Annotated in this window: 26 protein-coding genes; 10 read left to right on the top strand and 16 right to left on the bottom strand. The window is 65.7% G+C overall.

Annotation, left to right across the window (positions count from 1 at the left end):
* Positions 1–68: 68 nt before the first annotated feature.
* Complete coding sequence (locus ASE13_RS08445; protein ID WP_056613463.1) at positions 69–1463, bottom strand: leucyl aminopeptidase family protein; 1395 nt, start codon at positions 1461–1463, stop codon at positions 69–71.
* A 253-nt stretch (positions 1464–1716) separates the two neighbouring features.
* Between ASE13_RS08445 and ASE13_RS08440 the strand changes: the two genes are divergently transcribed.
* Positions 1717–4056 carry a membrane-bound PQQ-dependent dehydrogenase, glucose/quinate/shikimate family gene (locus ASE13_RS08440; RefSeq protein ID WP_414885313.1) on the top strand — a complete coding sequence of 780 codons (2340 nt, stop codon included), beginning with the start codon at positions 1717–1719 and terminating at the stop codon, positions 4054–4056.
* A gap of 255 nt (positions 4057–4311) precedes the next feature.
* On the opposite strand, the gene ASE13_RS08435 is transcribed toward ASE13_RS08440, so the two are convergent.
* Positions 4312–5211: a LysR family transcriptional regulator gene (locus tag ASE13_RS08435; protein ID WP_056613458.1), complete on the bottom strand. Its 900-nt coding sequence runs from the start codon at positions 5209–5211 to the stop codon at positions 4312–4314.
* 97 nt (positions 5212–5308) lie between these two features.
* On the opposite strand from ASE13_RS08435, the gene ASE13_RS08430 reads away from it, so the two are divergent.
* Positions 5309–6172, top strand: coding sequence for an aldo/keto reductase family oxidoreductase (locus ASE13_RS08430; protein WP_056613456.1), 864 nt, complete (start codon positions 5309–5311; stop codon positions 6170–6172).
* 151 nt (positions 6173–6323) lie between these two features.
* Here ASE13_RS08430 and ASE13_RS08425 read toward each other — a convergent pair whose 3' ends face one another.
* The 5 genes from ASE13_RS08425 to ASE13_RS08405 all read right to left on the bottom strand — a co-directional run bounded on the left by ASE13_RS08425 (position 6324) and on the right by ASE13_RS08405 (position 11223).
* The gene (locus ASE13_RS08425) at positions 6324–7235 is read right to left on the bottom strand and encodes a hypothetical protein (protein WP_056613454.1); all 912 of its coding nucleotides are present in this window, start codon (positions 7233–7235) and stop codon (positions 6324–6326) included.
* Positions 7232–8626: a serine hydrolase domain-containing protein gene (locus tag ASE13_RS08420; protein ID WP_056613453.1), complete on the bottom strand. Its 1395-nt coding sequence runs from the start codon at positions 8624–8626 to the stop codon at positions 7232–7234. Before ASE13_RS08420 ends, ASE13_RS08425 begins: the two co-directional genes overlap by 4 nt.
* 103 nt (positions 8627–8729) lie before the next feature.
* On the bottom strand, positions 8730–9410 hold the full coding sequence (locus ASE13_RS08415; protein WP_056613451.1) for a hypothetical protein: 681 nt from the start codon (positions 9408–9410) through the stop codon (positions 8730–8732).
* A gap of 77 nt (positions 9411–9487) precedes the next feature.
* Positions 9488–10819: a 30S ribosomal protein S12 methylthiotransferase RimO gene (gene rimO, locus ASE13_RS08410; protein ID WP_056613448.1), complete on the bottom strand. Its 1332-nt coding sequence runs from the start codon at positions 10817–10819 to the stop codon at positions 9488–9490.
* 41 nt (positions 10820–10860) lie between these two features.
* Complete coding sequence (locus tag ASE13_RS08405; RefSeq protein WP_056613446.1) at positions 10861–11223, bottom strand: DMT family protein; 363 nt, start codon at positions 11221–11223, stop codon at positions 10861–10863.
* A gap of 36 nt (positions 11224–11259) precedes the next feature.
* Between ASE13_RS08405 and ASE13_RS08400 the strand changes: the two genes are divergently transcribed.
* Positions 11260–12027 (top strand): AAC(3) family N-acetyltransferase, encoded by a 768-nt coding sequence (locus ASE13_RS08400; protein ID WP_200955595.1) that lies wholly within the window; start codon positions 11260–11262, stop codon positions 12025–12027.
* On the opposite strand, the gene ASE13_RS08395 is transcribed toward ASE13_RS08400, so the two are convergent.
* The 4 genes from ASE13_RS08395 to serS form a co-directional block, all read right to left on the bottom strand.
* Positions 12017–13024 carry a potassium channel family protein gene (locus ASE13_RS08395; protein WP_056613444.1) on the bottom strand — a complete coding sequence of 336 codons (1008 nt, stop codon included), beginning with the start codon at positions 13022–13024 and terminating at the stop codon, positions 12017–12019. The genes ASE13_RS08400 and ASE13_RS08395 overlap by 11 nt on opposite strands.
* Before the next feature lie 6 nt (positions 13025–13030).
* Complete coding sequence (locus tag ASE13_RS08390; RefSeq protein WP_056613442.1) at positions 13031–14092, bottom strand: M23 family metallopeptidase; 1062 nt, start codon at positions 14090–14092, stop codon at positions 13031–13033.
* A gap of 48 nt (positions 14093–14140) precedes the next feature.
* A complete protein-coding gene (gene surE, locus ASE13_RS08385) occupies positions 14141–14905 on the bottom strand; it encodes a 5'/3'-nucleotidase SurE (RefSeq protein WP_056613440.1) in 765 nt (254 codons plus the stop codon).
* 136 nt (positions 14906–15041) lie between these two features.
* The gene (gene serS / locus ASE13_RS08380) at positions 15042–16316 is read right to left on the bottom strand and encodes a serine--tRNA ligase (RefSeq protein ID WP_056613438.1); all 1275 of its coding nucleotides are present in this window, start codon (positions 16314–16316) and stop codon (positions 15042–15044) included.
* A gap of 88 nt (positions 16317–16404) precedes the next feature.
* Between serS and ASE13_RS08375 the strand changes: the two genes are divergently transcribed.
* Positions 16405–16863: a host attachment family protein gene (locus tag ASE13_RS08375; protein WP_056614962.1), complete on the top strand. Its 459-nt coding sequence runs from the start codon at positions 16405–16407 to the stop codon at positions 16861–16863.
* A gap of 79 nt (positions 16864–16942) precedes the next feature.
* Here the strand turns inward: ASE13_RS08375 and ASE13_RS19400 are convergent, their stop codons facing one another.
* The gene (locus tag ASE13_RS19400) at positions 16943–17872 is read right to left on the bottom strand and encodes a PEP-CTERM sorting domain-containing protein (protein ID WP_200955593.1); all 930 of its coding nucleotides are present in this window, start codon (positions 17870–17872) and stop codon (positions 16943–16945) included.
* A gap of 379 nt (positions 17873–18251) precedes the next feature.
* On the opposite strand from ASE13_RS19400, the gene dksA reads away from it, so the two are divergent.
* Both dksA and ASE13_RS08360 read left to right on the top strand, forming a co-directional pair.
* Complete coding sequence (gene dksA / locus ASE13_RS08365) at positions 18252–18719, top strand: RNA polymerase-binding protein DksA (RefSeq protein ID WP_029724107.1); 468 nt, start codon at positions 18252–18254, stop codon at positions 18717–18719.
* A 109-nt stretch (positions 18720–18828) separates the two neighbouring features.
* A complete protein-coding gene (locus tag ASE13_RS08360) occupies positions 18829–19206 on the top strand; it encodes a PilZ domain-containing protein (RefSeq protein ID WP_056613436.1) in 378 nt (125 codons plus the stop codon).
* A gap of 125 nt (positions 19207–19331) precedes the next feature.
* On the opposite strand, the gene ASE13_RS19395 is transcribed toward ASE13_RS08360, so the two are convergent.
* Positions 19332–19484 (bottom strand): YdcH family protein, encoded by a 153-nt coding sequence (locus ASE13_RS19395; RefSeq protein WP_081855594.1) that lies wholly within the window; start codon positions 19482–19484, stop codon positions 19332–19334.
* A gap of 168 nt (positions 19485–19652) precedes the next feature.
* Between ASE13_RS19395 and ASE13_RS08355 the strand changes: the two genes are divergently transcribed.
* Both ASE13_RS08355 and ASE13_RS08350 read left to right on the top strand, forming a co-directional pair.
* Complete coding sequence (locus ASE13_RS08355; protein ID WP_056613434.1) at positions 19653–19850, top strand: YdcH family protein; 198 nt, start codon at positions 19653–19655, stop codon at positions 19848–19850.
* A 76-nt stretch (positions 19851–19926) separates the two neighbouring features.
* Entirely contained in the window at positions 19927–20385 is a 459-nt protein-coding gene (locus tag ASE13_RS08350) for a DUF1465 family protein (RefSeq protein WP_056613432.1), read from the top strand.
* Between the two features lie 44 nt (positions 20386–20429).
* Here the strand turns inward: ASE13_RS08350 and ASE13_RS08345 are convergent, their stop codons facing one another.
* The 3 genes from ASE13_RS08345 to ASE13_RS08335 form a co-directional block, all read right to left on the bottom strand.
* Complete coding sequence (locus tag ASE13_RS08345; RefSeq protein WP_056613430.1) at positions 20430–21371, bottom strand: NAD(P)H-dependent flavin oxidoreductase; 942 nt, start codon at positions 21369–21371, stop codon at positions 20430–20432.
* 84 nt (positions 21372–21455) lie between these two features.
* Entirely contained in the window at positions 21456–21980 is a 525-nt protein-coding gene (locus ASE13_RS08340; RefSeq protein ID WP_056613428.1) for a gamma carbonic anhydrase family protein, read from the bottom strand.
* A gap of 5 nt (positions 21981–21985) precedes the next feature.
* Positions 21986–22207, bottom strand: coding sequence for a hypothetical protein (locus tag ASE13_RS08335; protein WP_056613426.1), 222 nt, complete (start codon positions 22205–22207; stop codon positions 21986–21988).
* 173 nt (positions 22208–22380) lie between these two features.
* On the opposite strand from ASE13_RS08335, the gene ASE13_RS08330 reads away from it, so the two are divergent.
* Both ASE13_RS08330 and ASE13_RS08325 read left to right on the top strand, forming a co-directional pair.
* Complete coding sequence (locus ASE13_RS08330; protein ID WP_056613423.1) at positions 22381–25233, top strand: TIM-barrel domain-containing protein; 2853 nt, start codon at positions 22381–22383, stop codon at positions 25231–25233.
* A 114-nt stretch (positions 25234–25347) separates the two neighbouring features.
* Positions 25348–25557, top strand: coding sequence for a hypothetical protein (locus ASE13_RS08325; RefSeq protein ID WP_056614959.1), 210 nt, complete (start codon positions 25348–25350; stop codon positions 25555–25557).
* The last annotated feature ends 52 nt before the right edge of the window (positions 25558–25609 follow it).

Genomic DNA, 25609 nt, shown 5'->3' with positions numbered 1-25609 from the left:
CGCTTTTTCGTCATCCCCGCTTTCGCGGGGATGACGGTCAGAAGTATGGATCTTCAATCCAACGCGGTTCAGCCGCCGTAGCGGTCCTTCAGCACCTTCCATGTCGCACGCAGGCTGACTGCTTCGGCGCCTTTGGGCCGGCCGGGCTTGGCCGAGCCGTTCCAGCAGAAGATGTCGAAATGTGCCCATTGCGCCTTCTCCGGCGCGAATTCCTTGAGGAACAGGGCCGCGGTGATCGCGCCGCCGAACGGGCCCTCGGCGGCGTTGACCAGATCGGCGACGTCGGACTTCAGCAGATCCTTGTACGGATCGTAGAGCGGCATGCGCCACATCGGATCCGCCTCGGCCTCCGCCGCGGCGAGCAGTTCCGAGGCGAGCGTGTCGTCATTGGCGAACAGGGCCTGCAGGTCCGCACCCAGCGCGACGCGGGCGGCGCCGGTCAAGGTCGCGAAATCGAAGACGAGTTCGGGGTTGCTCTCGGCCGCCTTGGTGAGCGCATCGCCGAGGATCAGCCGGCCTTCGGCATCGGTGTTGCTGTTCTCGACCGATAGGCCTTTCCGGGAGATCATCACGTCACCGGGACGGGTCGCCTCGCCGTTGATCGAATTCTCGACCGCGGGGACGAGCATGTGGAGACGCACCGGCAGGCGGTTCTGCATCACCAGCTCGGCGAGCGCGAGCGCGTGCGCGGCGCCGCCCATGTCCTTCTTCATCAGCCGCATGCCGGCGGCGGGCTTGATGTCGAGTCCGCCGGTATCGAAGCACACGCCCTTGCCGATGATGGCGATGCGCGGATGCTCGGGATTACCCCATTCGAGTTCGATCAGCCGCGGCTCGCGGCCCTCGCCGGCGGCCTTGCCGACCGCCCAGAGCATGCCATAGCCCTTCTCGACTTCCTTGCCCTTCACGACGGTGAGGGTGGCGCCATATTCCTTCGCCAGATCGGCGGCGGCGGCCTCGAGGTCTGCCGGACCCATGTCATTGGCGCCGGTGTTGATCCGGTCGCGCAGCTTGAAGGTGACGCCGGCGAGGCGCAGCGCCTCTTCCATCTTCGCCGGATCGGCGGTGAGCAGGACGCGCGGGCCCTGAGCCTTGTCGTCCTTCTTCCGGTAGCGGTCGAATTTGTATTGCGCGGTGAGCCAGCCGTAGAGCGCCTTGCCGGGCTCGCGGCCGTCGACGCGGTAGGTGCCCTCAGGGAGGGTTTCGGCGAGCTTGGCGAGGCACCAGGGGGTGAGGCGCTCGACATTGGCGACCACGGTCACCACTGACCAATCCTCGGGCCCGTCACCGGGCAGGATCGCGCTCGAATAGCCGGTGGGGGCGAGCTTCTGCGCCTGCGCGGCGGTGCGGTGGCGCGGCGGCTGGGCGGCGAGCCAGGCGTCAAAGCCCTTGGCGTCGATCAGGTGGATGATGCGTGCGGGCTGGCCGCGGTCGGGCTGAACAAGCGTCGGGAGATCAGGCATGGCAGTGATCTAGGGGCGCAACGCCGCCACGCCTAGCCCCCGATGTTCAAGATGAATTTTTGTTCATTTTCGGAACCGTCACGGCTTCGGCTGGTTAGCCCAAAGCCTCGACGCTCCAGCCTCAAGGGAGCGCCCCGTTCACGGGAGACTGCGTGTGACCGATGCTCGTGGCACTGCCGACGATCAGCCCCCGGTACAGAGCGAACCCCCTGCCAGCAGACGATGGGGGAGCTGGCTGTCGATCCTCGCCGGCGTGCTCGTCGCGCTGATCGGACTGGTGCTGGCGATCGGCGGGGCGTGGCTCGCAGTGCTCGGCGGATCGCTTTATTATTTGCTGACCGGCGTCGTGATGGTGGTGGCGGGCGTGCTGCTGGTCCGCGGGCGGATGCTCGGCGGCTGGATCTATCTCGCGATCGTCGTGCTCAGCGCGCTCTGGGCATGGTGGGAAGTCGGGGCCAATGCCTGGGCGCAGGTGCCGCGGGTGATCGCGCCGGTGGTGCTATTGCTCGCGGTGATCGCGGCGATGGCGACGTTGAGCCGGCGGCAGGACCGCTGGCGGCTGGCGCTGATCGGAATGGCCGCGGCGCTGGTGCTCACCACGGCCGATTTCTGGGTGGCGGCGGCGAACCAGCCCAATCCGGTGCTGGCGGCGCTTCCGGCGGCGGGCACGCGTGGGATGGGCGATCCTTCGGGCCAGCAAGTCGGCGCCGACTGGCCGGCTTATGGGGGGACGACCGGCGCGCGGCGCTATTCGCCGCTGACCCAGATCAATGCGGAGAATGTCGGCAAGCTCCGGCGCGTCTGGACGATCCACACCGGCGATCTCCCGTCTTCACCGCAGATCCGCAACACCTATGGCGCCGAGAATACACCGCTCAAGGTGGGCGACAGCCTGTATCTGTGCACGCCGAAGAACATCATGATCGCGCTCGATCCGGCGACGGGCAAGGAGCGCTGGCGCTATGATCCGAAGGTGCCGGACAATGCGATCCCGTATACGGCGGCATGCCGCGGAGTAGTGCATTATGCGGTGCCGGGAATGGCGGCAGACCAGCCCTGCGCGACGCGGATCATCGAGGGGACGCTCGATGCACGGCTGATCGCGGTCGATGCGCGCTCGGGGCGGCTCTGCGCCGATTTCGGCACCAACGGGCAGGTCGATGCCAAAGTGGGCATGGGCAAGGTCCCCGACGGGTTCGTCTCGATCAACTCGCCACCGACGCTGGTGCGCGGCGTGCTGGTGACCGGGCACCAGGTGCTCGACGGGCAGGACCGCTGGGCGCCTTCGGGCGTGATCCAGGGGTTCGACGCGCGGACCGGGCAATTGCGCTGGGCATGGGACATGATGCACCCGGAATGGAGCGGCGCACCGCCGCAGGGGCAGGAATGGGCGCGCGGCACGCCGAACATGTGGACGATGGCCTCGGGCGACGAGCAATTGGGCCTCGTCTATCTGCCGATGGGCAATGCTGCGGCGGACTATTATTCGTCGCTGCGCCGCCCGCAGGAGAATGAATTCGCCACCTCGCTGGTCGCGCTCGACGTGACGACCGGCAAGCCGCGATGGCGCTTCCAGGCGGTGCGCAAGGACGTGTGGGACTATGATTTCGGCGCGCAGGCGACCCTGGTCGATTACAAGGGCGCGCCGGCTTTGGTGCTGCCGTCCAAGCAGGGCGACATCTATGTGCTCGACCGCCGCACCGGCCAGCCGCTGACTCCGGTCGGCGAGATGCGCGTGCCCGGCGGTGGCGTCGAGCCCGAGCAGCGCGCGGCGACGCAGCCGGTGTCGCTGTGGCATACGCTGCGCAAACCCGACCTGACCGAGCGCGACATGTGGGGCATGTCGCCGATCGACCAGATGATCTGCCGGATCCAGTTCCGCCGGGCGAGCTACAAGGGATTCTTCACGCCACCGGAGAGCGACCGGCACTCGATCGAATATCCCGGCTATAATGGCGGGACGGACTGGGGCGGGATCGCGGTCGATCCAGCGCGCGGGGTAATCGTCGCCAATTACAACGACATGCCCAATTACGTCCGGCTGGTGCCGCGGGCCGAGGCCGACAAGCTGGGCTGGGCGCCGCGCGATCAGGCCCGCGGCGAGATCGGCGGTGCCGAAGGCGCGGGCGATCCGCAGGCCAACACGCCTTTTGCGATCAACGTCAATGCCGGCTGGCGGCTGCCCTTCACCGGCATGCTGTGCAAGCAGCCGCCTTATGGCGGGATCCGCGCGATCGACATGGCGACCGGCAAGACGATCTGGGACCGCGCGTTCGGTGAGGCGCGGACCAACGGGCCGTTCGGCATCCCCTCGATGCTGCCGATCACGATCGGCACGCCCAACAATGGCGGCGCGGTGGTGACCGCGAGCGGCCTCGTCTTCATCGCTGCGGCGACCGACAATCTGATCCGCGCGATCGACCTCAACACCGGCAAGACGGTGTGGAAGGACGTGCTGCCGAGCGGCGGGCAGGCGACGCCGATGACCTATGAGATGAACGGCAAGCAGTATCTCGTGCTCTATGCCGGCGGGCACCATTTCATGGAGACGCCGGTGAGCGATGAGGTCGTCGCCTATGCGCTGCCGTCCTGAGGTCCGGGGTCCGGACTCGATTGCAAGCCTATGGTCGCGAGGTTTGTCGCCGCGGGCGCGCATCTTGCGAACCCAAAGGTCACACTAAGGTCACACTGCCGAGCATGTTCCAGCGCGGCGTGGCCATGCGGAAAAATCTCGAAGGCTCAGCCCTACGCGATTGGTGTTCCGGCCGGGATCGACACTGTCAAAGAGCGAGGGCCGAGGTCCGAGCGTCGATCTCAGCAGGCGAAATCCTACATTACAACCGGTTTGTCAGGCCGCAGGGTGCGCCTTCACATAGTCGATGAACGCGCGCAGCGGCGCCGGGACGAGGCGGCGGCCGGGGTAATATAGGAAGGGGCCGGGGAAGCGCTCCCACCAGTCTTCGAGGATCGGCACCAGCGCGCCGCTTTCGAAATGGGGGCGCAGCAGGCCCTCGAACGAAGTGACGATCCCGGCTCCGGCGACCGCAGTGTCGATCAAAAGGTCGAACGCGGTGCTCAGGCTGACCACTAAGGGGCCGTTGGGATCGACGCGAACCGTCTCGCCGTCGCGTACGAATTCCCAGCCATGGAGGCTGCGATTGGCGAAGCGGCCGCGCAGGCAGGCATGATCGAGCAGGTCACGCGGATGCTCGGGCCTGCCGCGGCGCGCGAGATAGTCGGCTGATGCGCCGGCCGCGAAGCGCTGGACGCGCGGCCCGATAGGCACTGCGATCATGTCCTGTTCGAGCCGTTCGTCGTAGCGGATCCCGGCGTCGCAACCCGAGGCGGGTAAGTCGACGAAACTGTCCTCCGCAATGATCTCGAGTTGGATCTCGGGATAAGCGGCGAGGAAGCCGGGCAGGATTGCGGGGAGCACCAGCCGCGCGGCGATCACCGGCACGTTGAGCTTGAGTGTGCCGGCAGGCCTGTCGCGGAAGAGATTGACCACGTCGAGCGCTGCCTCGACTTCGCCGAGTGCGGGGCCGAGCCGTTCGAGCAGCCGCGTACCAGCCTCGGTCGGCGCGACGCTGCGCGTGGTGCGATTGAGCAGGCGGATGCCCAATTTGCTTTCCAGCCGACGCACCGCATCGCTGAGACCCGATGCGCTGGCGCCGGTGATACGCGCGGCGTCGCGAAATCCCCTGGCACGCGCCACTGCGAGGAAGGCGTCGAGGTCGCCAAGATCCATTGTGCGAAATTCCGTACAGCTTGTGCTGATTGTGCTGGATTATCGCGCGAGGATGCAAGCCCTAGATAGGCCGGGTCTCGATAGAGGAGTGCAGACGATGTCCGATTTTCCGACGACGTACCAACTGGGCGACCGCAGCGTGAACCGCGTCGGCTATGGCGCGATGCAGCTTGCCGGGCCCGGGGTGTTCGGCCCGCCCAAGGATCGTGACCAAGCCATTGCGGTGCTGCGCGAGGCGGTGGCCTCGGGCGTCGATCACATCGACACCTGCGACTATTACGGCCCGCACGTCACCAACCAGATCCTTCGTGAGGCGCTGCATCCCTATCCCGAGGACCTCGTCCTCGTGACCAAGGTCGGTGCCAGGCGGGACGAGAGCGGCGGGTGGCTGCCGGCGTTCAGCCCCGACGAAATCGAGGCCGCGGTGCACGACAATCTGCGCAACCTCGGGCTCGAGGCGATCCACGCGGTCAATCTCCGCGTGATGGGCGATGGCGGCCATGGGCTCAGCGAAGGCACGATCGCGCCGCAGTTCGAGCGGCTGGCGCAGCTGCGCGAGCAGGGGCTGATCCGGCACCTCGGGATCAGCAACGCAACCGCGACGCAGATCGAGGAGGCGCGCGGGATCGCACCGGTGGTCTGCGTGCAGAACCATTATAATCTCGCGCATCGCGACGACGACGCGCTGATCGATACGCTGGCGGAGGCGGGGATTGCCTATGTGCCCTTCTTCCCGCTCGGCGGCTTCTCGCCGCTCCAGTCGGGCGCGCTCGACACGGTGGCGCAGCAGCTCGGAGCGACGCCGATGCAGGTCGCGCTAGCCTGGCTGCTCCAGCGCTCGCCGAACATCCTGCTGATCCCGGGCACATCCTCGCTGGGACATCTGCGCGAGAATCTGGCGGTGCGGGAGCTGCGGCTTCCGGAGGATGCCGTGGCGGTGCTCGATGGCATCGCGGGGTAGATCGAGACCCATATTCAAAATCCGTCATCCCCGCGAAAGCGGGGACCCATCTCCAACATTATCCACAAACGCACCGGCGCAATTTGCCGCTCGCTCAGGAGATGGGTCCCCGCTTTCGCGGGGATGACGAAAAATAGTGTGAGTCTTCAACCTAGCCGGCGACCGGCTTCACCCTGGGGGCGCACATCGCAACCGCGCGATCAATGATGTGGACGAGACGGCGGCGGCCCTCGGCGAGGCCGCCGGCATCGTCGCCGCGATCGAGCGTCTCGAAGTTGAGATAGTCGAGATCGTGGAGCACCGCGTAGTTGGAGAGCGAGCGATCGCTCTCCACGACACGCTCCTGGACGACGTTGAAGTCGGCGGCGATCATCGCGTCGCGGCAGAAGGCGGCGGCGGGGCTGTCGCTGGTGCGGAAGGTGGCGAAGGCGACGGTGTCGTCGTCGTCCCACGGCCAGGCGCGGCCGAGCGAGGGGCTGGGGCGCAGCGTATCGTCGCAATATCGGATCGAGATCACGCCGCTGCCGGGCGGATCGGACTTGTTGCAGCGCGATTCGCCAGTGTCGAAGCCGCGCGCATTGGTGTGGAGCGCGATGATAGGCATGCCCGGCTTCAGATCGGCGAGGATGCGGCGGGCATAGCCGGGCAGAGCGGTGTCGAAGTTGCGGTTGGGATCGATCGGCCGGCCGTAATCGACCGCGCGGTTCATCCGGGCGCCGTCGTCGGCGATGCCGGCATCGACGGCGATCAGCGTGCCGCCATATTTGCGCACCGCCTCCAGCCCCGCCTCGAACCCGGCATTTTCGTTATCGTGCGGCACGAACCAGAGCGGGCCTTTGGAGTGGCGGGCGTTGTGGATCCGCCACAGCCGCCACGCCGCACGCTCCTCGCGGAACTCGATACGGCTGACGTTTAGTCCCTTCCATTCACCCGGATCGCGATGGCGGGCGAAGTCGTCGTCCTCCACCGTCAGCGGATCGACGCTGGTCACTTGCGTCAGCGAATCGCTCGGGCTGGCGAGGCTCAGCCAGGCAGCGCCCGAGAGGAGCGCAGCACGGATCAACGCGGCTGGACCAGGAACTGCTCGAATTTTCCCTGCGCGCCCGGCTCGGCATAGGTGATCGCGATCAGCCGCTTGTCGTCATAGACGATCTCGTAATTGCGGTTGACGAAGCCGCCGCGCAGCCGGGGCTTGCCGAGCGGCGTGAAGCGTACCGGATCGCCGAGCGGGGCGAGGCTGTCGTGATAGTCGGCGGTCGCCTGCGGGGTGAAATAGTAATTGGCGTCTTCGGTGAGCAGTGCGCGATCGAGCTTGCCGGTGCGCAACTGATCGAACAGGTTTCGGGCGAGCGCGTCGCGCTGCTGATCGAGATTGGCTGCGGGCTGCGGCGGGGTGACCGGGTAGAAGAGATTGGTGATGTCGGCGGTGATATCGCCCGGCGCGCCGCCGAAATCGGCGTTGACCAAAGCGACCACTGCGAAACGCTTCTCGGGCAGGACGAAATTTTCCGAGAGGAAGCCGACAGCCTCGCCGCCATGCTCGACCACCGGCGTTCCTTCGCGCGTGCCGAGCGATACGCCGAGGCCGTAACGCGTGGCGCCGCCGTCGGCGAGCTTCACTTCGGTCTCCTGCGCTGCCCAATCCTCTGGCGAGAGGATCTTCCGGTCGATCCGGGCGATGTCCCATTTGGCGAGATCGCTGGCCGACATCGCCAGCTCGCCCGCCGCCCAGAGCCAGCCATGCGCGGCGGGTCTGGCGGGGCGAACGGGGCCTAGCGCGAAGCGGTGCGTGCCTTGGGGGAAGCCCTTTCCGACGGCATAATCCTGGTCCATCGCCTGCATGCCGAGCGGCTTGAGGATGTTCTTCTGGAGATAATCGAGCAGTTTCATGCCCGAAGCCTTCTCGATGATCATGCCGGCGACGACATAGCCGGTGTTCGAATATTGCCAGGCGGTGCCCGGCTCGAAATCGAGCGGCTTCTTCGCCCAGCGATCGAGGATCTGCTGCGGCGTGACCGGCTTTTCCATCGCCGCGAAATCATAGTCCTGCGGCCAATAATCCTGGATGCCCGCCGTATGGCTGAGCAGCTGGCGGACGCTGATCCTGTCGGCGCCGGTGATGTCCGGCACCCATTTCGACACCTTGTCGTCGAGACTGAGCTTGCCTTCGTCCTCGAGCAGCAGGAGCGCGGCGGCAGTGAACTGCTTGGAGACCGAGGCGATCTGGTATTTGGCATCGGCGCTAGTGGCCTTCATGCCCGGGCCCTGATCGCCATAAGCCCTGGCGAAGACGATCCGGCCGTCGCGGACGATCGCGACCGAGGCAGAGGGCACACCCGACGATTTCAGCGCGTCGGCGACGATCGTATCGACCCTGGCGGTTTCGGCGGGTGTGAGCTGCTGGGCGGCAGCCGGGGTGGCGACGATCAGGGCGGCGAGCAGGGTGCGGAACATCGGGCCTCCGGTATGGATGGCGCGAGCTTAGGCCAGCCTTTCCGCCGCGTCATCCCGGCCGCTCTTTCGATGATGAACGGCCGCCTTACCCGGAACGCATGGCTCAGGGCGCAAGTGGTTCGCCCGGGAGCAGCGCGAGGCGCGGTGCATAAGTCCAGGCTTCCGAGCGAACCGCGCGGGCGAAGGCGAGGGCCGGGTGATCGGCGCCGAGCAAGGCGGCGAGATCGGGCTTGGTATCGGCGGCCGCGACGGGGGCGATGAGCAGATAGGGAGCGGGCGTCTCGCCGATACCGCGATACCAGCTTGCGCCGGTGACGGGGCGGGCGAGCAGCGCGGCCTCGAACCGCTTTGCGTCGGTTACGGCGATGGCATGAACCTGCACGAGCGCCTGCGGCTTTCGCTGTTCGAGCGGCTGCGCCTGGCTGGCCTCGCGCCACAGCTCCCAACCCTCGTTGCCGATCGCCGTGGAATAAGCCGCCGCGTTGGCGCGGAAGTCGGCGCCGTCTTCCTTGATGCGGGGGCGGTTCTCGAGGCGCTCGGGTGTGGTTCCGAACGTGCCGTCGACAAAGGCACCCGCGCGATCACCCGCAGTCACATACCAGGCGTACCAGACCAGCTTGTCGCCGATCCGGGCATGCCATTCGAGGTGCTTGCGATACCCGGCCTCGAAGGCGGGTTTGTCGCTGAGCCTATAGGCATAAAGATGCGCGGTGCCCCCGGATTGCGCGGCCGCGGGGAGTGGCGCGGCGAGCATCGCGAGCACAAGAAACGAGCGAGGACGCATCAGGATTCTCCTTCTGCGCGGAGATCTAGATCGAGATGCTCTGGAAAACAGCCCTCCGTGCGGTGAAGGGCAGAAAATCAGGCGGAGACGGGCACGCCGTAGAGATCGTGCTCGTCGGCGTCCTCGATCGCGACCTTGACGATGTCGCCTTGCTTCAGATGCCCGGCGTCGCGCAGGAAGACTTCGCCGTCGATCTCGGGAGCGTCGGCCTGGCTGCGGCCGGTGGCGCCCTCATCGCCGACTTCGTCGATGATCACTTCGAGCGTGCGGCCGACCTTGGCCTGGAGCTTGGCGGCGGAGATCGCCGCGGTCTTCTCCATCACGCGGGCGTAGCGCTCTTCCTTGACCTCTTCGGGCACGGGATCGGGCAGGCTGTTCGCCGAAGCACCCTCGACCGGCTCGAAGCGGAACGCGCCGACGCGGTCGAGCTGGGCTTCGTCGAGCCAGTCGAGCAGATATTGGAAGTCCTCCTCGGTCTCGCCGGGAAAGCCGACGACGAAGGTCGAGCGGATCGTGATGTCCGGTGCGATTTCGCGCCAGCCGCGCAGCCGTTCGAGCACCTTCGCCTCGTTGGCGGGGCGGCGCATGCGGCGGAGCACGGCGGGCGAGGCATGCTGGAACGGGATGTCGAGATAGGGGAGCACCAGCCCCTCGGCCATCAGCGGGATGACCTGGTCGACATGCGGGTAGGGGTAGACGTAATGCAGCCGCACCCAGGGGGCGATCTTGCCGAGCTCGCGGGCGAGATCGGTCATGTGGGGGACGATTTCCTGCCCCTTCCACATCCGCGATTCCTTGCGGATGTCGACACCGTAAGCCGAAGTGTCCTGGCTGATGACCAGCAATTCCTTGGTGCCCGCCTCGACCAGTTTCTCGGCTTCGCGGAGGATCGCGTCGGGGCGGCGGCTGACGAGATCGCCGCGCAGGCTCGGAATGATGCAGAAGGCGCAGCGGTGGTTGCAGCCCTCGGAGATCTTCAGATAGCTGTAGTGGCGCGGCGTCAGCTTGAGGCCCGCGTCCGGCACGAGATTGACGAAGGGCGAGGGCGGCATCGGCGCCGCTTCGTGCACCGCGCCGACGACTTCCTCATATTGATGCGCGCCGGTGACTGCGAGCACGCCCGGGAAGCGCGCGCGGATGACTTCGGCTTCCTTGCCCATGCAGCCGGTGACGATGACGCGGCCATTCTCGGCGATCGCCTCGCCGATCGCTTCGAGCGACTCTTCCTTGGCGGAATCGAGAAAGCCGCAGGTGTTGACCAACACGATGTCGGCGCCCTGATAATCGGGGGACATCGCATAGCCGTCGCTGCGCAGCTTGGTGAGGATGCGTTCGCTGTCGACGAGGTTCTTCGGACAGCCGAGCGACACCATCCCTATGCGAGGGGACTCAGGGAGTTTGGTTGCCATGATTGCCGCGGCACATAGGGATTTTGGCGGAAAAAGCTAGCTCAGGCCGAAACCGGAGCCCGGAACAGGAAGAATGCGCCCGCGGCGATCAGCGCGAAACCGATCAGGTGGTTCACCGTGATCTTCTGCCCGAGATAGAGGATCGAGAAGACCGCGAACACCGCGAGGGTGATCACTTCCTGCATCCCCTTGAGTTGGGCGGCCGAATACACGCTGCTTCCCCAACGGTTGGCGGGGACGGCAAGCATATATTCGGGAAGCGCGATCAGCCAGCTCACCAGGATCACGAGGATCAGCGGCACGGCCTTGAAGCGTAGATGACCGTACCAGGCGAAGGTCATGAAGATGTTCGAGACGATCAGCAGCAGGATCGGCAAAGCGCGGGCGAGGAGTGTGGCGGACATGATGCGACCATCATGGCGATGCGACGAGGGTCAAGCATGAAAGCGGCGACGCAGGACGAAATAGCGGGGCAGCTCCGGGCACTGGGTGTTCGCGAAGGCGGTGTGCTGCTCGTGCATTCGAGCTATCGCGCAGTGCGGCCGGTCGTGGACGGGCCGCTCGGGTTGATCGCGGCACTGCGTGAGGCGGTGGGGCCGGCGGGAACCCTGGCGATGCCGTCCGCGACCGGCGAGGACGATGTGCCCTTCGATCCCGCCACGACGGCCAATCGCGAGGATCTGGGGATCGTGCCGTCGCTGTTCTGGCAGCAGCCGGGGGTGGTACGCAGCGCGCATTTCGATGCGGTGGCGGCAGTCGGGCCCAGGGCCGAATGGATCACCGGCGGGCCGTTCGTGCTGCCGCCTGCGGCACCGGGCAGCGCGATCGACCGGATCCGCGAGGCGGGCGGCCAGATCCTGCTGCTCGGCGTGGGGCAGGATGCCAATACGATGCTGCATCTGGCCGAATTGCTGGGCGGCGCACCCTATCGCAGCGCCTTCCACTATACCCGCGCCGACGGCGTGCGCGTGGACTATGGCGAGAATGACAGCTGCTGCGAGAAGTTCGCGCTCGCTGACGACTGGCTGCGTGCCGAGGGGCTACAACGCGAAGGGCTGATTGGGAATGCCCATGCGCGGCTGATCGAGGCGGCGGACCTGATCCGCTTGGCGGTGCCGCGGATTCAGGCGGACCCTTTGGTTTTTCTGCATGGTGCCGATGAAGGCTGCGAGGAGTGCGATGAGGCGCGGGAGAGCCTCAGCCGGTGACGATCTCGACAATCTGATCGCCGGCTCTCAACGCCGCCGCTTCGGATGCCTTGTGGCCGTGGGCGACACCATTGCGATAGATGCGGAGGCCGAGGCCGGTCTGGATCGCGGTGAGGGGCTTGCCGATTTCCTCGTTGCGCACCGGACGTTCGGAGAGCTCGACTTCGCCGTGGAACGAGGCGAGGTCCATCAGATATTCGGAAAGATGCGGGCCCTTGCACGAGCTGGCGAGCAATAGCCCGGCGAAGCTCACCGGATTGACGACCGTGGTGGCTCCGGCGGCGCGCGCGGGCAGCTCGTTATCCTCGTTGCGGACGATGACGCTGATCGGGATCCCCGGGGCGAGGTGGCGCGCAGTGAGCGTGATCAGGATCGAGGTGTCGTCGCGGCCCGCGCAGACGATCATCGATTCGGCGCTTTCGATCCGGACGTCCTTGAGGATCTGGTCGCGCGTCGCATCGGCCTGGAGGACGATGCAGCCGCACGCCTTGGCACGATCGAGATTCTCCTCGCGCGTGTCGATGACCACGATGCGCCCGGGATCGGTGCCGCGCGCGATCAGCTCGTCGACGGTCTCCGAGCCGGTGGTGCCGTAGCCGGCGACGATGATGTGCCCCGAAAGGGTCCGCTGGATTACTGCCATACGCCATTTGTCCCAGGTGCGCTTGAGCACGAAATTGTACGCGGTGCCGAGGAAGAGCAGCACCACGAAGACGCGGATCGGCGTGACCACGAACGCGTCGAACATCCGTGCCGAAGTGCTGACCGGCACGATGTCGCCATAGCCGGTGGTGGTCACCGAGATCGAAGTGAAATAGAGGATGTCGAGGAAGCTGACCTGCCCGTCGGCAGTGTCCTTCAGCCCGTCGCGCTCGATCCAGTGGACGCCCACGGCGAGCGCGAGCAGCCCTACCACCGCGAGCACCCGCCACCCGATCGAGAGCCAGACCGGCAGGCTCGATTTGCGCTTGAGCGTCGCAGGCGGGAGCACGGCCATGACGCGTTACCGTGCGGGCAGCCTCGATACCGGATCGACCGGCGTGCGCCCCTGGCGGATTTCGAAATGGAGTTCGGGTCGGTCGGCGAATCCCGAATTGCCGGAGAGCGCGATCATCTGGCCCTTCTTCACCGATTGGCCGCGCTGCACAAGCAATTGTCCGGCATGGCCATAGACCGTGGTGGTGGCATTGCCGTGCTTGACGATGACGAGGCCGCCGAGCGCCGGCACGTCGCTGCCGACATAAGCGACGACACCGTCGGCGGCGGCGAGGACGGGCGTGTCGAGCGGGACGGCGATCTTGATGCCGTCGTTGCGCTCGCCGCTCTTGCCGGGGCCGAAGCGCCTGACGATCGCGCCCTTTACCGGCCAGGCGAACTGGCTTGCCGCACGCGTGACCGGAGTCGCCACCGGCGTGGTCGCGGGGAGCACGCGCGCCGAGGAGGCGGTCGGTCTCGCGGGCTTGGCATTGGCCGCGAGCGCGGGTTCGCCGCCGGTGAGGATATCGTCGATATCGAGATGGAAGCGCGCGGCGCGCTCCTCGATCGTCTCGGGCCGGGCACTCGGGATCAGCAGGCGCTGACCGGTGCGCAGGATGAAGGGCTCCTCGAGCGCATTGGCCGAAACGACTCGCGACCATACAACGCCATAAGCACGAGCGATTGCTATGCCGGTCTCACCGGCGCGGACGAGATGATAGCGACCGCCCGGGATGCTGAGCCGCTGGCCGGGCTGGATGACAAAGGGGGCGGCGAGATTGTTGGCGCGGGCGATCGCCTCGGAGCCCGCACCGGTCTTGGCCGCGATGGAACGGAGCGACTCGCCCGATTGCACGACATAGGTTGCGCTCGCCACTTGCCGGGCATCGGCGCTGACGCGGCGCGCTTCCCAGGCAGGCGGTGGCGCGGGAAGCGCGCGCACGTCCTGATCGAGCGACCGGCGCTCGAACGGCTCCTGTTGCCGATTTTGCTCGGGCGCATCGTAACTGCGCGCCCCTCGTCCGGCCTCAGCCGGTATGCAGCCCGACGTCAATATGACGCCGAACAGCAGTGCCCCTATCCGGCGCATTGCAGCTCCCCCACACCCCTGAAAATTTAATAAGGGAAACAAGGATGCTTAACAATAGACCGACTTGAGACTTTCCAGCGAGTTGCGATGCGTCAGATCGAGATGGAGCGGAGTCACGGTGATCCAGCCCTGCTCGATCGCCTCCAGATCGGTATCCGGATCCGGCGTATGCGGCAGCCGGCTCATCGCGAGCCAATAATAAGGGAAGCCGCGCGGATCGACACGCTTGTCGAGCCCGACCCGGCCATAATCGCGCAGGCCCTGCGCGACCGGCTTGATCCCCCTCACGGCTTCGGGCGGGACCGGCGGAAAGTTGATGTTGACCAGGGTCCGCGGCGCCCAGGGCGCGTCGAGCAATGGCTTGAGCGCGCGTTCGCCCCAGGCCTCGGCAGTGTCGAAAGGGACCTTGTCGCCCATGCCGACCTGTTCGTAGCGCTGGCTGAGTGCGACCGAGCGGATGCCGGCCAGCGCACCCTCCATCGCGGCGGAAACGGTGCCGGAATAGCTCACATCTTCGCCGAGATTGCCACCGCGATTGACTCCCGAGAGGATCAGATCGGGCGGCGAATCCTTCATCGCCTCGGCGAGCGCGAACATCACGCAATCGGTGGGCGTGCCGCGCACGGCATAGCAATCGTCGGCGAGGCGACGGACGCGGAACGGCTCGGTGAGTGTGAGCGAACGGCTCTTGCCCGATTGCTCCTCGGCGGGCGCGACAACGGTGATGTCGTCCGAGATCGTCCGCGCGATGCGTTCGAGCACCGCGAGGCCGCGCGCGTGGATGCCGTCGTCGTTGGTGAGCAGGATGCGCATTATCTAGCTCCTCCCCGGTACGGGGAGGGGGACCGCCGCGAAGCGGTGGTGGAGGGGGGCTGCCCGAGGCAGTGTCGCTGGCGGAGAGCCCCCTCCGTCAGCGCTTCGCGCTGCCACCTCCCCGTGCCGGGGAGGATCAAGATTTCGGCTCCAGACGGTTCAACCCGCCGAGATAGGGCTGGAGCACTTCCGGCACCGCGACCGAGCCGTCTTCCTGTTGGTAGTTCTCGACCACTGCGACCAGGGTGCGGCCCACCGCGAGCCCCGAGCCGTTGAGCGTGTGGACGAAGCGCGTCGCTTTTTCGCCTTCAGGGCGGTAGCGCGCGTTCATCCGACGGGCCTGGAAATCGGTGCAGGTCGAGCAGGACGAGATCTCGCGATAACGCGCCTGGCCGGGCAGCCACACTTCGAGATCGTAGGTGCGCGCGGCCGAAAAGCCCATGTCGCCGGTGCAGAGCTTCATCCGGCGGAAGGCGAGGCCGAGCTTGTCGAGAATATCCTCGGCGCAGGACGTCATGCGCTCATGCTCGGCCTCGGACTGGTCGGGGGTGGTGATCGAAACCATCTCGACCTTCTCGAACTGGTGCTGGCGGATATAGCCGCGCGTGTCGCGCCCCGCGGAGCCGGCCTCCGAGCGGAAGCAGGGCGAGAGCGCAGTGAAGCGCAGCGGCAGCACCTCTTCGGGCAGGATCTGCTCGCGCACGCTGTTGGTGAGGCTGACTTCCGAAGTCGGGATCAGCCAGCGGCCGTCGGTGGTCTGGAAGCTGTCCTCGGTGAATTTGGGAAGCTGGCCGGTGCCGAACATGGTTTCGTCGCGGACGAGCAAAGGGACGACCGCTTCCTCGAAGCCATGCTCGCGTGTGAGCGTGTCGAGCATGAACTGGCCGAGCGCGCGGTGGAGCCGGGCGGCGCTGCCGCGGACGAAGGTGAAGCGCGAGCCCGAGAGCAGAGCCCCGGTCTCGAAATCGAGCCCGAGCGCGGGGCCGATCGCGTCATGTTCCTTCGCTTCGAAGGGGAAGGAGGGCGGCGTGCCCCGTTCGTGGATCAGCGCGTTGTCTTCCTCGTCGGCGCCTTGCGGCACGTCGGCGAGGGGAAGGTTGGGTATCGCGGCCAGCGCGCTCGTGAGCTCGGCGCCTACTGCCTTCTCCTCGGCATCGATCGCCGGCATCCGTTCCTTGAGCGCGGCGACTTCGGCCATCAGATCGGTAGGATCGTCGCGCCGTGCCTTGGCCGCGCCGATCGCCTTCGAGGCCTCGTTGCGACGCGCCTGGACGGCCTGTGCCTCGGTGATCAGCGCGCGGCGGCGCTCGTCGAGCGCGAGCAGTTCGGCCGAACGTGGCGGCAGCCCGCGCTTCGCCAGTCCGGCGTCGAAGGCTTCGGGGTTTTCGCGGATGAACCGGATGTCGTGCATGGCCGGGCGTATGGCTGCGCGCGGTGGGCTGCGCAACCCTGCGCCGCGCGGCTGCGTTGGAGGTGCAACCAAACGAAGGAGACGAATGATGCAGGTTCCGCACGATACGGTCGTGGTGGTCGTGGATGGCCGGAAGATGCTGTTCCTCAGGAACGAAGGCGATGCCACCATTCCCAACCTGCAGGTCGAGAAGAAAGTGATCGACAAACACAATCCCGATCACAACGAGCAGGCGACCGATCTCGCCGGCGGATCGATGGGGACCCGCACCGCGGGCGCGCAATGGGGCGCGGGAAATATGGACGAAGTGGATTTCCACCAGCTCGAAGAGGACCGCTTCGCCGCCGAGACCGCCGCGTTGCTCAAGAAGCGCGCGCTCAACAACGATTTCGAATCACTGATCATCATCGCCCCGCCCAAGACTTTGGGCGAGCTCCGGAAGCATTATCACAAGGAAGTGAGCGACCGGCTGAAGGCGGAGATCGGCAAGGATCTGACCGGCCACACCGTGCCGCAGATCGAGGAAGTGCTGCTCAAGACGGAGTGAGGGTGGGGTAGAGGGGCGGGCATATCGACCCATAACCGTCACCCCCGCGAAAGCGGGGGTGACGGTTATGGATAAGGCTTTATGCCTCGGCCAAGTCCTTCTTCTTGCCCAAGCGCTTGCGTGCGACCAGCGCCGCGGCGGCGCCGCCGAAGAGCAGGATCATCGGCGGGGCGGGGACCGGCTCGGGCCCTCCCGACGAGCCGCTCGACCCGCTCGACCCATGATGACCGCTCGATCCGCCGCAATGCTTGCCCCATTTGCAGCCCCAGCCGCTCGAGGTACTCCAGCCGCTCGACGTGCTGCTCCAGTTGCCGCTCGACGACGACGTCGAGGATGACGTGGACGAAGAGGTCGACGAGGAAGTCGAGGACGATGTCGACGAACTGACGCCGCTCGAAGTCGAAGTGGACGACCCGCCGGTGGACGTCGAGGTCGACGAGCCGCCAGTGGAGGTGGAGGTCGACGAGCCTCCGGTCGAAGTGGACGAACCACCGGTCGAAGTGGACGAGCCCCCCGAGGAGGTGCTCGTGCCGCCACTCGAAATCTCGATATTGATTCCGCTGCTGCTGCCCGAGCTGCTCCCGGAACTGCCGAAGAAGCCGCCGGCGAAGAAGCCGCCGCCGAAGCCGCCATAGCCGCCCGAGCCGCCGACAACGCCTGCCGCCGCGCTGCTGGCAGCGGCGACCACGGGCATTTCGCGCGGGGGAAGGGGGATCGGCGCGCTTTGCGCCACGACGACGACCTGGGGCGCTGCCTGAGTCGTGGTGGTCGTGGTCACGCGGCGGACGAGCTTCTTGCGCACGACGCCGGCTACCGGCCCCTTGCGGACGACTCGCTTCTTCGCGACCGTATATTGCTGGACCACGCTGGGCTGCGTCACGCGCTCCACGGCATAGACGCCGCCACCGCCGATGACTGCGCCGCCACAGGCACATGCGCAGAGTTTCGCCAAGGCCATGCGAACCGACATGATGTCCCACTCTTCCTGTTGCTGGCGCTCGCTCCCCACGGAACCGTCAGCAGCTTCTGCGCCCTCAATGACCAAGAAACGCAAAACAAACTATTAAGTGCAAGCGGGCTGAGGGCTGTTTACCGTGTTCTTGGACGTTTTTTTACCGTCACGATGCAGAGCTTATGGTTAATGTGCGGTTTCGGTACGGTTCGCCGGCGCCGTGGCGGGATACTTGTTACCGGATATGGTTAAATTTTGCCGGGGCCGGTGACTGTTGTTCAGCGGCCGCTAATTTCCTCCATGTTACCGGGAATTAGAGATGGCGGCTGTCATAATAGCGCGCTTGTCTATGCGCTCGGGCGCAAGTATAGGGCGTCCGGGCAAAAGGCAGTCGTCCAGCGGCTTGGCCACTGGGTGACCGGTGTGGAGAGTGGGGATGGCTACAGTATTGGATCGCTCCGACGAACCTGGGAAACACTTCCCCCCGGCAGCGAATGACGGCGACGACGGATATCGGCCGCACAACGACGAACCGTTCATGAATCCGCGGCAGCAGGAATATTTCCGCGAGAAACTGATTGCCTGGAAGGACGCGATCTATCGCGAGGCCGCCGGCACGCTCAACCAGCTCCAGACCGATTCGCTGCGCGAAGCCGATCTCACCGATCGCGCGTCGAGCGAGACCGACTGGTCGATCGAGCTGCGCACCCGGGATCGCCAGCGCAAGCTGATCGCCAAGATCGACGCGGCGATGCGCCGGATCGACGAGGGCGAATATGGCTATTGCGAAGTGACCGGCGAGCCGATTTCGCTCGCCCGGCTCGAGGCACGGCCGATCGCGACCATGACCGTGGAGGCGCAGGAGCGTCACGAGCGGAACGAGAAGGTTTCGCGCGACGAATAGCGGTTTCGACGGGCGCGTGATTTTTAGTCGGCGCGCCTTAAATTTACGCTTTCGTCAGGGATTGCTGCTCTAACCGACGCAGATCAATTTTGGCGTTCGAGCAGCACCGATGGACCAATTCTCTACCGAAGCCGTGAACGCGCTCTCGGCCGATGATTTCACCGGCCAGCGCAGCGGCTCACGCGACAGCCTGTTGCTGACCGCGCAGTTCCGAGTCGTCGGGGACGACAAGGTCGTGCAGGCGCGCGTGCGCAATCTCTCGTCCGGTGGTCTGATGGCCGAATATGCGGCGCCCGTCGAAGCCGGTGCGCCGGTCGAGATCGAAGTGCGTGGCGTGGGCTGGGTGAAGGGTCGGATCGCCTGGGCGACCGATGGCCGTGTCGGCGTCGCCTTCGACATCGAGATCGATCCGATGCTGGCGCGCAAGCCCGTGGGCAAGGGCACACAGACCGCGCATTTCGCCAAGCCGATCATCACGCGCCGCTGAGGCGCGAGCCGGTTTCGGCTTCTACATTGCGTTAGATCGACGCGTTTCCGAGCGGGTTGCGCCCCGATATCGGGGAGGTGCGGCCCCGATGCCACAGCTCCCCGACAAAATATCGCGTCTCCGCGTTAGCGGCTGAGCTCCTCCTTGACGCGCAACTTCCGTTTCTTCAATTCCGCGATCAACATCTGATCGGGAAGCGGCCGCTGCGATTCGACGGCGATCCGTTGATCCAGTGTCGAATGCTTGGCGTTGAGTGCCGCGAAATGCGCGTTCTGCATGGAAGCGTTCCTCCTTCGATTGGCGCCGGGGTCAACCAATAAATCACCTTTGCAGCCGCTTGTCGCCCCCCCTATTGAGCGCAATCGACAGCCTGCGGAAAAGGCGCGATGGCTCGTTGGGAGCATTTCGCGGCTCGATGCGGCGCGTACGCGTAAAAGGGGGCGGGAATGGACGAGAGCGAGACCCAGCGACGGCTCGAGACACTGCGCACCGAACACCGTGACCTGGACATGGCGATCGACGCGCTTCGGGGCACCGGCTCGGCAGATCAGCTTCAGCTCGCGCGGCTGAAGAAGCGCAAGCTGCGGCTACGCGACGAGATCGCCCAACTCGAAGACCAGCTCGTCCCCGACATCATCGCCTGAGCCTCCCGCACCGGGACGCAAGTGCTGTAATATTAAGCATTCAACTGGCGCGCCCGTTATGGCACTCCATTGCAGGATGACGCCGCAGGCAACCTCGACGATCCACCGCAAGCTGGTCGACTCGCTCTATGTCGAGGCGATGCTGCTGGCGGATGAGGCGCGCGCCTATTTCGATGTGCTGGGGCGCGCCGAGCGCGATTCGCTCGAAGCGTTGAGCCGCGTCACTTTCTCCTGCGAATCGCTCAAGGTGACAACGCGGCTGATGCACATCATCGCTTGGCTGCTGACGCAGCGCGCGGTCGAGGCGGGCGAGCTCACGCCGGTCGACGCGCTGTCACCCTCGCGGCGGCTAGGCGAGGCGCCCGAAACCGAAGCCGCGATCCTCGAGACGATGCCGACACAGGCTCGCGCGATCATCGCGACCAGTATCGAGCTGCACCGTCGGGTGGCTCGGCTGGATGCCTCGCTCGACGAGCCGGCCGTGGACGAGAGCCCCGCGCGGCGGATGCTCGAAAGGCTGTCGGCTTCTTTCTAGGCCTGGGCTCTTGCGAAAGCAGGAGCACGATAGAACCAAAGGCTCTAGCGCAACGCGGCCTTGGCCGCGGCGTATTCCTGCTTCAGGCGCTCGATCTTGACCGCGGCCGGCTCGACCGCGCTCACCGCGCCGATCCCCTGACCCGATCCCCAGATCTCCTTCCACGCCTTGGCGCCGCCGAAGTTCATCGCGCTAGGATCGCTTTCGGGCAATTTGTCGGGGTCCAGCCCGGACGCGACGATAGAGCTGCGCAGATAATTGCCATGTACGCCGGTGAAGAGGTTCGAATAGACGATGTCGGCCGCCCGGCCGTCGACAATGCCCTGCTTATAGGCGTCGACGGCATTCGCCTCGTCGGTGGCGATGAACGGCGAGCCGATATAGGCTAGGTCGGCGCCGAGTACCTGCGCCGCCAGCACCGCGCGGCCGGTGGCGATCGCGCCCGAGAGGATCAGGGGCCCACCAAACCATTCGCGGACTTCCTGAACGAAGGCGAAGGGATTGAGCACGCCCGCATGGCCGCCCGCGCCGGTGGCGACGAGGATCAGCCCGTCGGCGCCCTTTTCGATAGCCTTGTGTGCGAAACGATCGTCGATGACATCGTGGAGGGTGATGCCGCCCCAGCTGTGCACCGCGTGGTTGAGCTCGGGCCGCGCCCCGAGCGACGTGATGACGATCGGCACTTTCCACTTGGCGCAGGTGTGGAGGTCGGCCTCGAGCCGGTCATTCGAGCGATGGACGATCTGGTTGACCGCAAAGGGCGCGGAGGGCGCGTCGGGGTTGGCGCGGTCCCACGCGGCCAGCTCCTCGGTAATCCGATGCAGCCATTCGTCGAGCAGGCTCTGCGGGCGGGCGTTGAGCGCGGGAAAGGATCCGACGATCCCCGCCTTGCACTGCGCGATCACCAGATCGGGCACCGAGATGATGAACAGCGGCGATCCGATGACGGGAAGCCGAAGGCGATCGAACAGTGGGGGAAGGGCCATGGACCAGTTTTGTAGCGCAACTCGAATGCCTGTCTATCCCGGCATGGGCGACGTTACGGCATGGCCGGACATTGAGCGACAGGCCTAGTCGACTCGGCGGAGACCCTGCGCATAATCGCGCTGCTTGGCCGCGTAGAGCGCTGCCGAGGCCTTGAGCATCGCCTTCTGCATATCGTCGAGCGGGCGGATCGCCCTGGCCGGCGAGCCGACGATCAGATGGCCCGACGGGAAGGTCTTGCCCTCAGTGATGAGCGCACCGGCGCCGACGAGGCAGTCTTCGCCGATCACTGCGCGATTGAGGATCGTGGCGCCCATTCCGATCAGCGTGCGATCGCCGATCGTGCAACCATGGAGGATCGCGTGATGGCCGACAGTGACGTCCTCACCCAATGTGCAGGGGGCGCCGGGATCGGAATGCAGCATCGCCCCGTCCTGGACGTTGGTGCGCGCGCCCACCACGATTGGCGTGTTGTCGGCGCGGATCACGGCGCCGAACCAGACGCTGGTCAGTTCGGCGAGATGCACGTCGCCGATCAGGTCGGCGCTCGGCGCCACCCATGCGTCGGGAGCGATTCGTGGCTGGTGGCCGCCGATTTCGTAGAGCGGCATCGCCCTTAGAAGAGGGGGGCGTCGGGAAGCTGCATCTGGAGGCCCAGCGCCAGCGCAAGGGCGACCGCGCCCATCAGGATGGCCAGCGTCGAGGATAGCGAAAACAGACCCCAGCCGACCATCGTCACCATCTGGGAATTCGGCCGTTGCTCACGCCGATTGCGCTGCATCGCGAAGAGCACGAACATCGCCATCATTGCGTAAATGAAGATAAAGAACTCGACCATCGCGCCACACCCACCCGCAAAGATCCCCGGCGCATGGTTAGCGGGGCAAGGTTAACGCTTCAATGCCGGGATTCTGCGGATCGCCGCATTGCAGCAATGATTGGGCTCGCAAGCGCGGCTGGACGGGTCTGATGAAAATAGATAGCGCATGTGAAAATATCGGGAGACGGGGCTTGAGGAAATTGCTGGGGGCGGCATCGCTCGCCATTGTGCTGATGTCGAGCACGGCACTGGCGTCCGAAGTCGAGCGGGTCGCGCACGGCGTGGTGGTCACGCCGGACCAGGGCGCGACGAAGCGCGTGCGGGTGCTCGCTTATGGCGACGCCAGCTTCCGGGTGACCGCGGTTCCGGCGACCGACCTGGCGATACCGAAGAGCCTGATGGTGATTGCGGACGCGGCGGGCGATCCCGTCGTCACCGAAACCAAGGGGCTGGTGACGCTCAAGCTGCCCAAGGCGACCGCGGAGATCCGGCTCTCCGACGGCCGGGTGCAGTTTCGCGACGCGGAAGGCAAGCTCGTGCTGGCCGAGGAGGCGCGGCGGCGCTTCACTGCGACCACCGCCGACGGCAAGCCGTTCCTCGCCACCGAGCAGCAGTTCAACCGCGGCACCGACGAGGGCTTCTACGGCCTAGGCCAGCACCAGAACCGGCAGATGAACTATAATGGCGAGGACGTCGAACTCGCCCAGCACAATATGGACATCGCGATTCCCTTCGTGGTGTCGACGCGCAATTACGGGCTGCTCTGGGACAACAACTCGATCACGCGCTTCGGCAACCCTGTGCCTTATGCGCATGTCGGGCAGGGTCTGAAGGTCGCCAGCGGCGGCAAGCCGGGCTGGAAGGCCGATTATTTCCTCGGCGACAAGCTCATAGTGAGCCGGCAGGAGCCGTTTATCGACTATCAGTTCATCAGGGACCAGAAGAACTGGCCCGATGCAGCCAGGGCGCAGACCGTCGCCTCATCGGAGAGCGGGCAGAACACCGCCGGCGTGGTGGTCGGCAAGCAGGCCGTGGTGTGGAGCGGCAGCGTCACCCCGGACAAGACCGGCACGCATAAATTCCGGCTCTATTCGTCGAGCTATGTGAAGGTGTTCGCGGACGGCAAGGAAGTGCTCTCGCGCTGGCGGCAGAACTGGAACCCATGGTTCCATAATTTCGAGCTGCCGATGACCGCGGGCAAGACCGTCGAACTGCGCGTCGAATGGGAGCCCAATGCGGGCTATCTCGCATTGTTCCATTCGGATCCGCTGCCCAGGCCCGACCGCAACTCGCTATGGCTGTCGTCGGACGTCGGCCGAGCGATCGACTATTATTATGTCGGCGGGCGCAGCATGGACGAAGTCATCGCCGGCTATCGTGGGCTCACCGGCAAGGCCGAGATGATGCCCGCCTGGGCCTATGGCTTCTGGCAGAGCCGCCAGCGTTACGACACGCAGGAGCAATTGCTCTCGGTCGTCCGCGAATATCGCAAGCGCCAGATTCCGATCGACAATGTGGTTCTCGACTGGCGCTATTGGGTAGACGACCAATGGGGCAGCCACGATTTCGATGCCTCGCGTTTCCCCGACCCCAAGGCGATGGTCGACGAGGCGCACGCGCTGAACACGCAGGTGATGATCTCGGTCTGGGCCAAATTCTATCCCCACACCGAGAACGGCAAGGCGCTCGACGCCAAGGGCTTTCTATATCGCCGTCCACTTGACGCCGGGCAGAAGGACTGGGTCGGGCCCGGCTATGCCAACACCTTCTACGATCCCTATGCGCCGGGCGCCCGCGATCTCTATTTCAAGCAGATCGCCGACAAATTGGTCTCGAAGGGTTTCGACGCCTGGTGGCTCGATTCGGACGAGCCCGACATGCATTCGAACCTGTCGATCGAGGAACGCGCGTATCAGATGGGTCCGACGGCGATGGGTCCCGGCGCCGCGGTGTTCAACAGCTATCCGCTCGTCCATGTCGAAGGCGTGGCCGATAATCTGCGCCGCGCCCAGCCCGAACGGCGACCCTTCATCCTCTCGCGATCGGGCTTCGGCGGCATCCAGCGGACGAGCGCGGCCTTGTGGTCGGGCGACGTCACCGCACGCTGGGACGACCTGCGCGATCAGATTTCGGCCGGCGTCAACCTGTCGATGTCGGGCGTGCCCAACTGGACGCACGATATCGGCGGCTTCGCGCTCGAGGATCGCTATACGAACCAGGAACCCGAGCATGTCGCCGAATGGCGCGAGCTCAATCTGCGCTGGTTCCAGTTCGGCGCCTTCTCGCCCTTGTTCCGCAGCCATGGCGAGACGCCGAAGCGCGAGATCTTCGAGATCGCGGCGGGCGATTCCGCCATGTACGATGCGATGGTCTGGTACGATCGCCTGCGCTACCGGCTGATGCCCTATATCTACACCATCGCCGCCGACACCTGGCACAAGGACGGCACGATGATGCGCGGGCTGGTGATGGACTTCCCGGGCGATCGCAAAACCTGGAATCTCGACGACGAATATATGTTCGGGCCGGCTTTCCTCGTCGCGCCGGTGACCGGGTTCAAGGCGCGCGAGCGGGAGGTGTATTTGCCTGCGGGCGCCGACTGGTACGATTTCGCGACCGGCGCTTTCGTGAAGGGCGGCCAGACCGTGGAGGCCGCCGCGCCGCGCGAGCGCATGCCGCTCTTCGTCCGGGCCGGATCGATCGTGCCGACGGGCGCGGCGATCCAGCACGTGGCCGAGCAGCCCGACGGGCCGATCGTGCTCCATGTCTTCACCGGCGCCGACGGATCCTTCTCGCTCTATGAGGATGACGGGGTCAGTCCCAGCTACAAGCAGGGCAAGTTCGCGCGCATTCCGGTGAAATGGGACGAGGGGGCGGGCACGCTGACCATCGGTGCTCGCCAGGGCGACTATCAGGGCATGCCGGGCAAACGCGCAATATCGGTGCGGTTCTACGCGCCGGAACGTGCGATCGCACCGGACTTCGCGGAGTCGGCGCAAAGCTTCGTCTATGACGGTACGGCCATTACCGTGCGGCGGCCATGAGGGCTTACTGGTAAAAGCACCGCTCGCACCCCATATCGGGAACATCGCGCCGACCATCTTCGAGCAAGGCGCGGCTGAGAGATGCGTGCGCTCCCGCTCCAACGGGAGACATACGTGTCACGCGCAATCAATATCGACGCCGATCGGGCCGACGTCATTGCCATGGCGGCGAAGCACAAGGCTGAGATCAGTGCGATCGAGCCCTTGCACCCACGTGGCACGCGCGTGGTCCTCATGAACATCGACGGAGCGCAGGCGGTGGCGAAGGCATTCGGCAAGCGTGTGCTGACCGGCGCCGTCACGCGCACCCGGCTGCGGCCATGAGCCCCTTTGTCGGCCCGGAATCTACCGGGCCGCGTTCGAACCCGATCCCGGA

This window comes from Sphingomonas sp. Root241, from assembly GCF_001428865.1.
In the GTDB taxonomy this organism is placed as follows: domain Bacteria; phylum Pseudomonadota; class Alphaproteobacteria; order Sphingomonadales; family Sphingomonadaceae; genus Sphingomonas.
The sequence above is the reverse complement of the archived record's forward strand: the minus strand, read 5'-3'. Positions and strand labels throughout refer to the sequence as shown.

Bases quoted from the DNA above. Each gene is read 5' to 3' on its own strand.
- ASE13_RS08445 (WP_056613463.1), bottom strand. From the start codon at position 1,463: ATGCCTGATCTCCCGACGCTTGTTCAGCCCGACCGCGGCCAGCCCGCA.
- ASE13_RS08435 (WP_056613458.1), bottom strand. From the start codon at position 5,211: ATGGATCTTGGCGACCTCGACGCCTTCCTCGCAGTGGCGCGTGCCAGG.
- ASE13_RS08430 (WP_056613456.1), top strand. From the start codon at position 5,309: ATGTCCGATTTTCCGACGACGTACCAACTGGGCGACCGCAGCGTGAAC.
- ASE13_RS08420 (WP_056613453.1), bottom strand. From the start codon at position 8,626: ATGTTCCGCACCCTGCTCGCCGCCCTGATCGTCGCCACCCCGGCTGCC.
- ASE13_RS08415 (WP_056613451.1), bottom strand. From the start codon at position 9,410: ATGCGTCCTCGCTCGTTTCTTGTGCTCGCGATGCTCGCCGCGCCACTC.
- rimO (WP_056613448.1), bottom strand. From the start codon at position 10,819: ATGGCAACCAAACTCCCTGAGTCCCCTCGCATAGGGATGGTGTCGCTC.
- ASE13_RS08405 (WP_056613446.1), bottom strand. From the start codon at position 11,223: ATGTCCGCCACACTCCTCGCCCGCGCTTTGCCGATCCTGCTGCTGATC.
- ASE13_RS08400 (WP_200955595.1), top strand. From the start codon at position 11,260: ATGAAAGCGGCGACGCAGGACGAAATAGCGGGGCAGCTCCGGGCACTG.
- ASE13_RS08395 (WP_056613444.1), bottom strand. From the start codon at position 13,024: ATGGCCGTGCTCCCGCCTGCGACGCTCAAGCGCAAATCGAGCCTGCCG.
- ASE13_RS08390 (WP_056613442.1), bottom strand. From the start codon at position 14,092: ATGCGCCGGATAGGGGCACTGCTGTTCGGCGTCATATTGACGTCGGGC.
- surE (WP_056613440.1), bottom strand. From the start codon at position 14,905: ATGCGCATCCTGCTCACCAACGACGACGGCATCCACGCGCGCGGCCTC.
- serS (WP_056613438.1), bottom strand. From the start codon at position 16,316: ATGCACGACATCCGGTTCATCCGCGAAAACCCCGAAGCCTTCGACGCC.
- ASE13_RS08375 (WP_056614962.1), top strand. From the start codon at position 16,405: ATGCAGGTTCCGCACGATACGGTCGTGGTGGTCGTGGATGGCCGGAAG.
- dksA (WP_029724107.1), top strand. From the start codon at position 18,252: ATGGCTACAGTATTGGATCGCTCCGACGAACCTGGGAAACACTTCCCC.
- ASE13_RS08360 (WP_056613436.1), top strand. From the start codon at position 18,829: ATGGACCAATTCTCTACCGAAGCCGTGAACGCGCTCTCGGCCGATGAT.
- ASE13_RS19395 (WP_081855594.1), bottom strand. From the start codon at position 19,484: ATGCAGAACGCGCATTTCGCGGCACTCAACGCCAAGCATTCGACACTG.
- ASE13_RS08355 (WP_056613434.1), top strand. From the start codon at position 19,653: ATGGACGAGAGCGAGACCCAGCGACGGCTCGAGACACTGCGCACCGAA.
- ASE13_RS08350 (WP_056613432.1), top strand. From the start codon at position 19,927: ATGACGCCGCAGGCAACCTCGACGATCCACCGCAAGCTGGTCGACTCG.
- ASE13_RS08345 (WP_056613430.1), bottom strand. From the start codon at position 21,371: ATGGCCCTTCCCCCACTGTTCGATCGCCTTCGGCTTCCCGTCATCGGA.
- ASE13_RS08340 (WP_056613428.1), bottom strand. From the start codon at position 21,980: ATGCCGCTCTACGAAATCGGCGGCCACCAGCCACGAATCGCTCCCGAC.
- ASE13_RS08335 (WP_056613426.1), bottom strand. From the start codon at position 22,207: ATGGTCGAGTTCTTTATCTTCATTTACGCAATGATGGCGATGTTCGTG.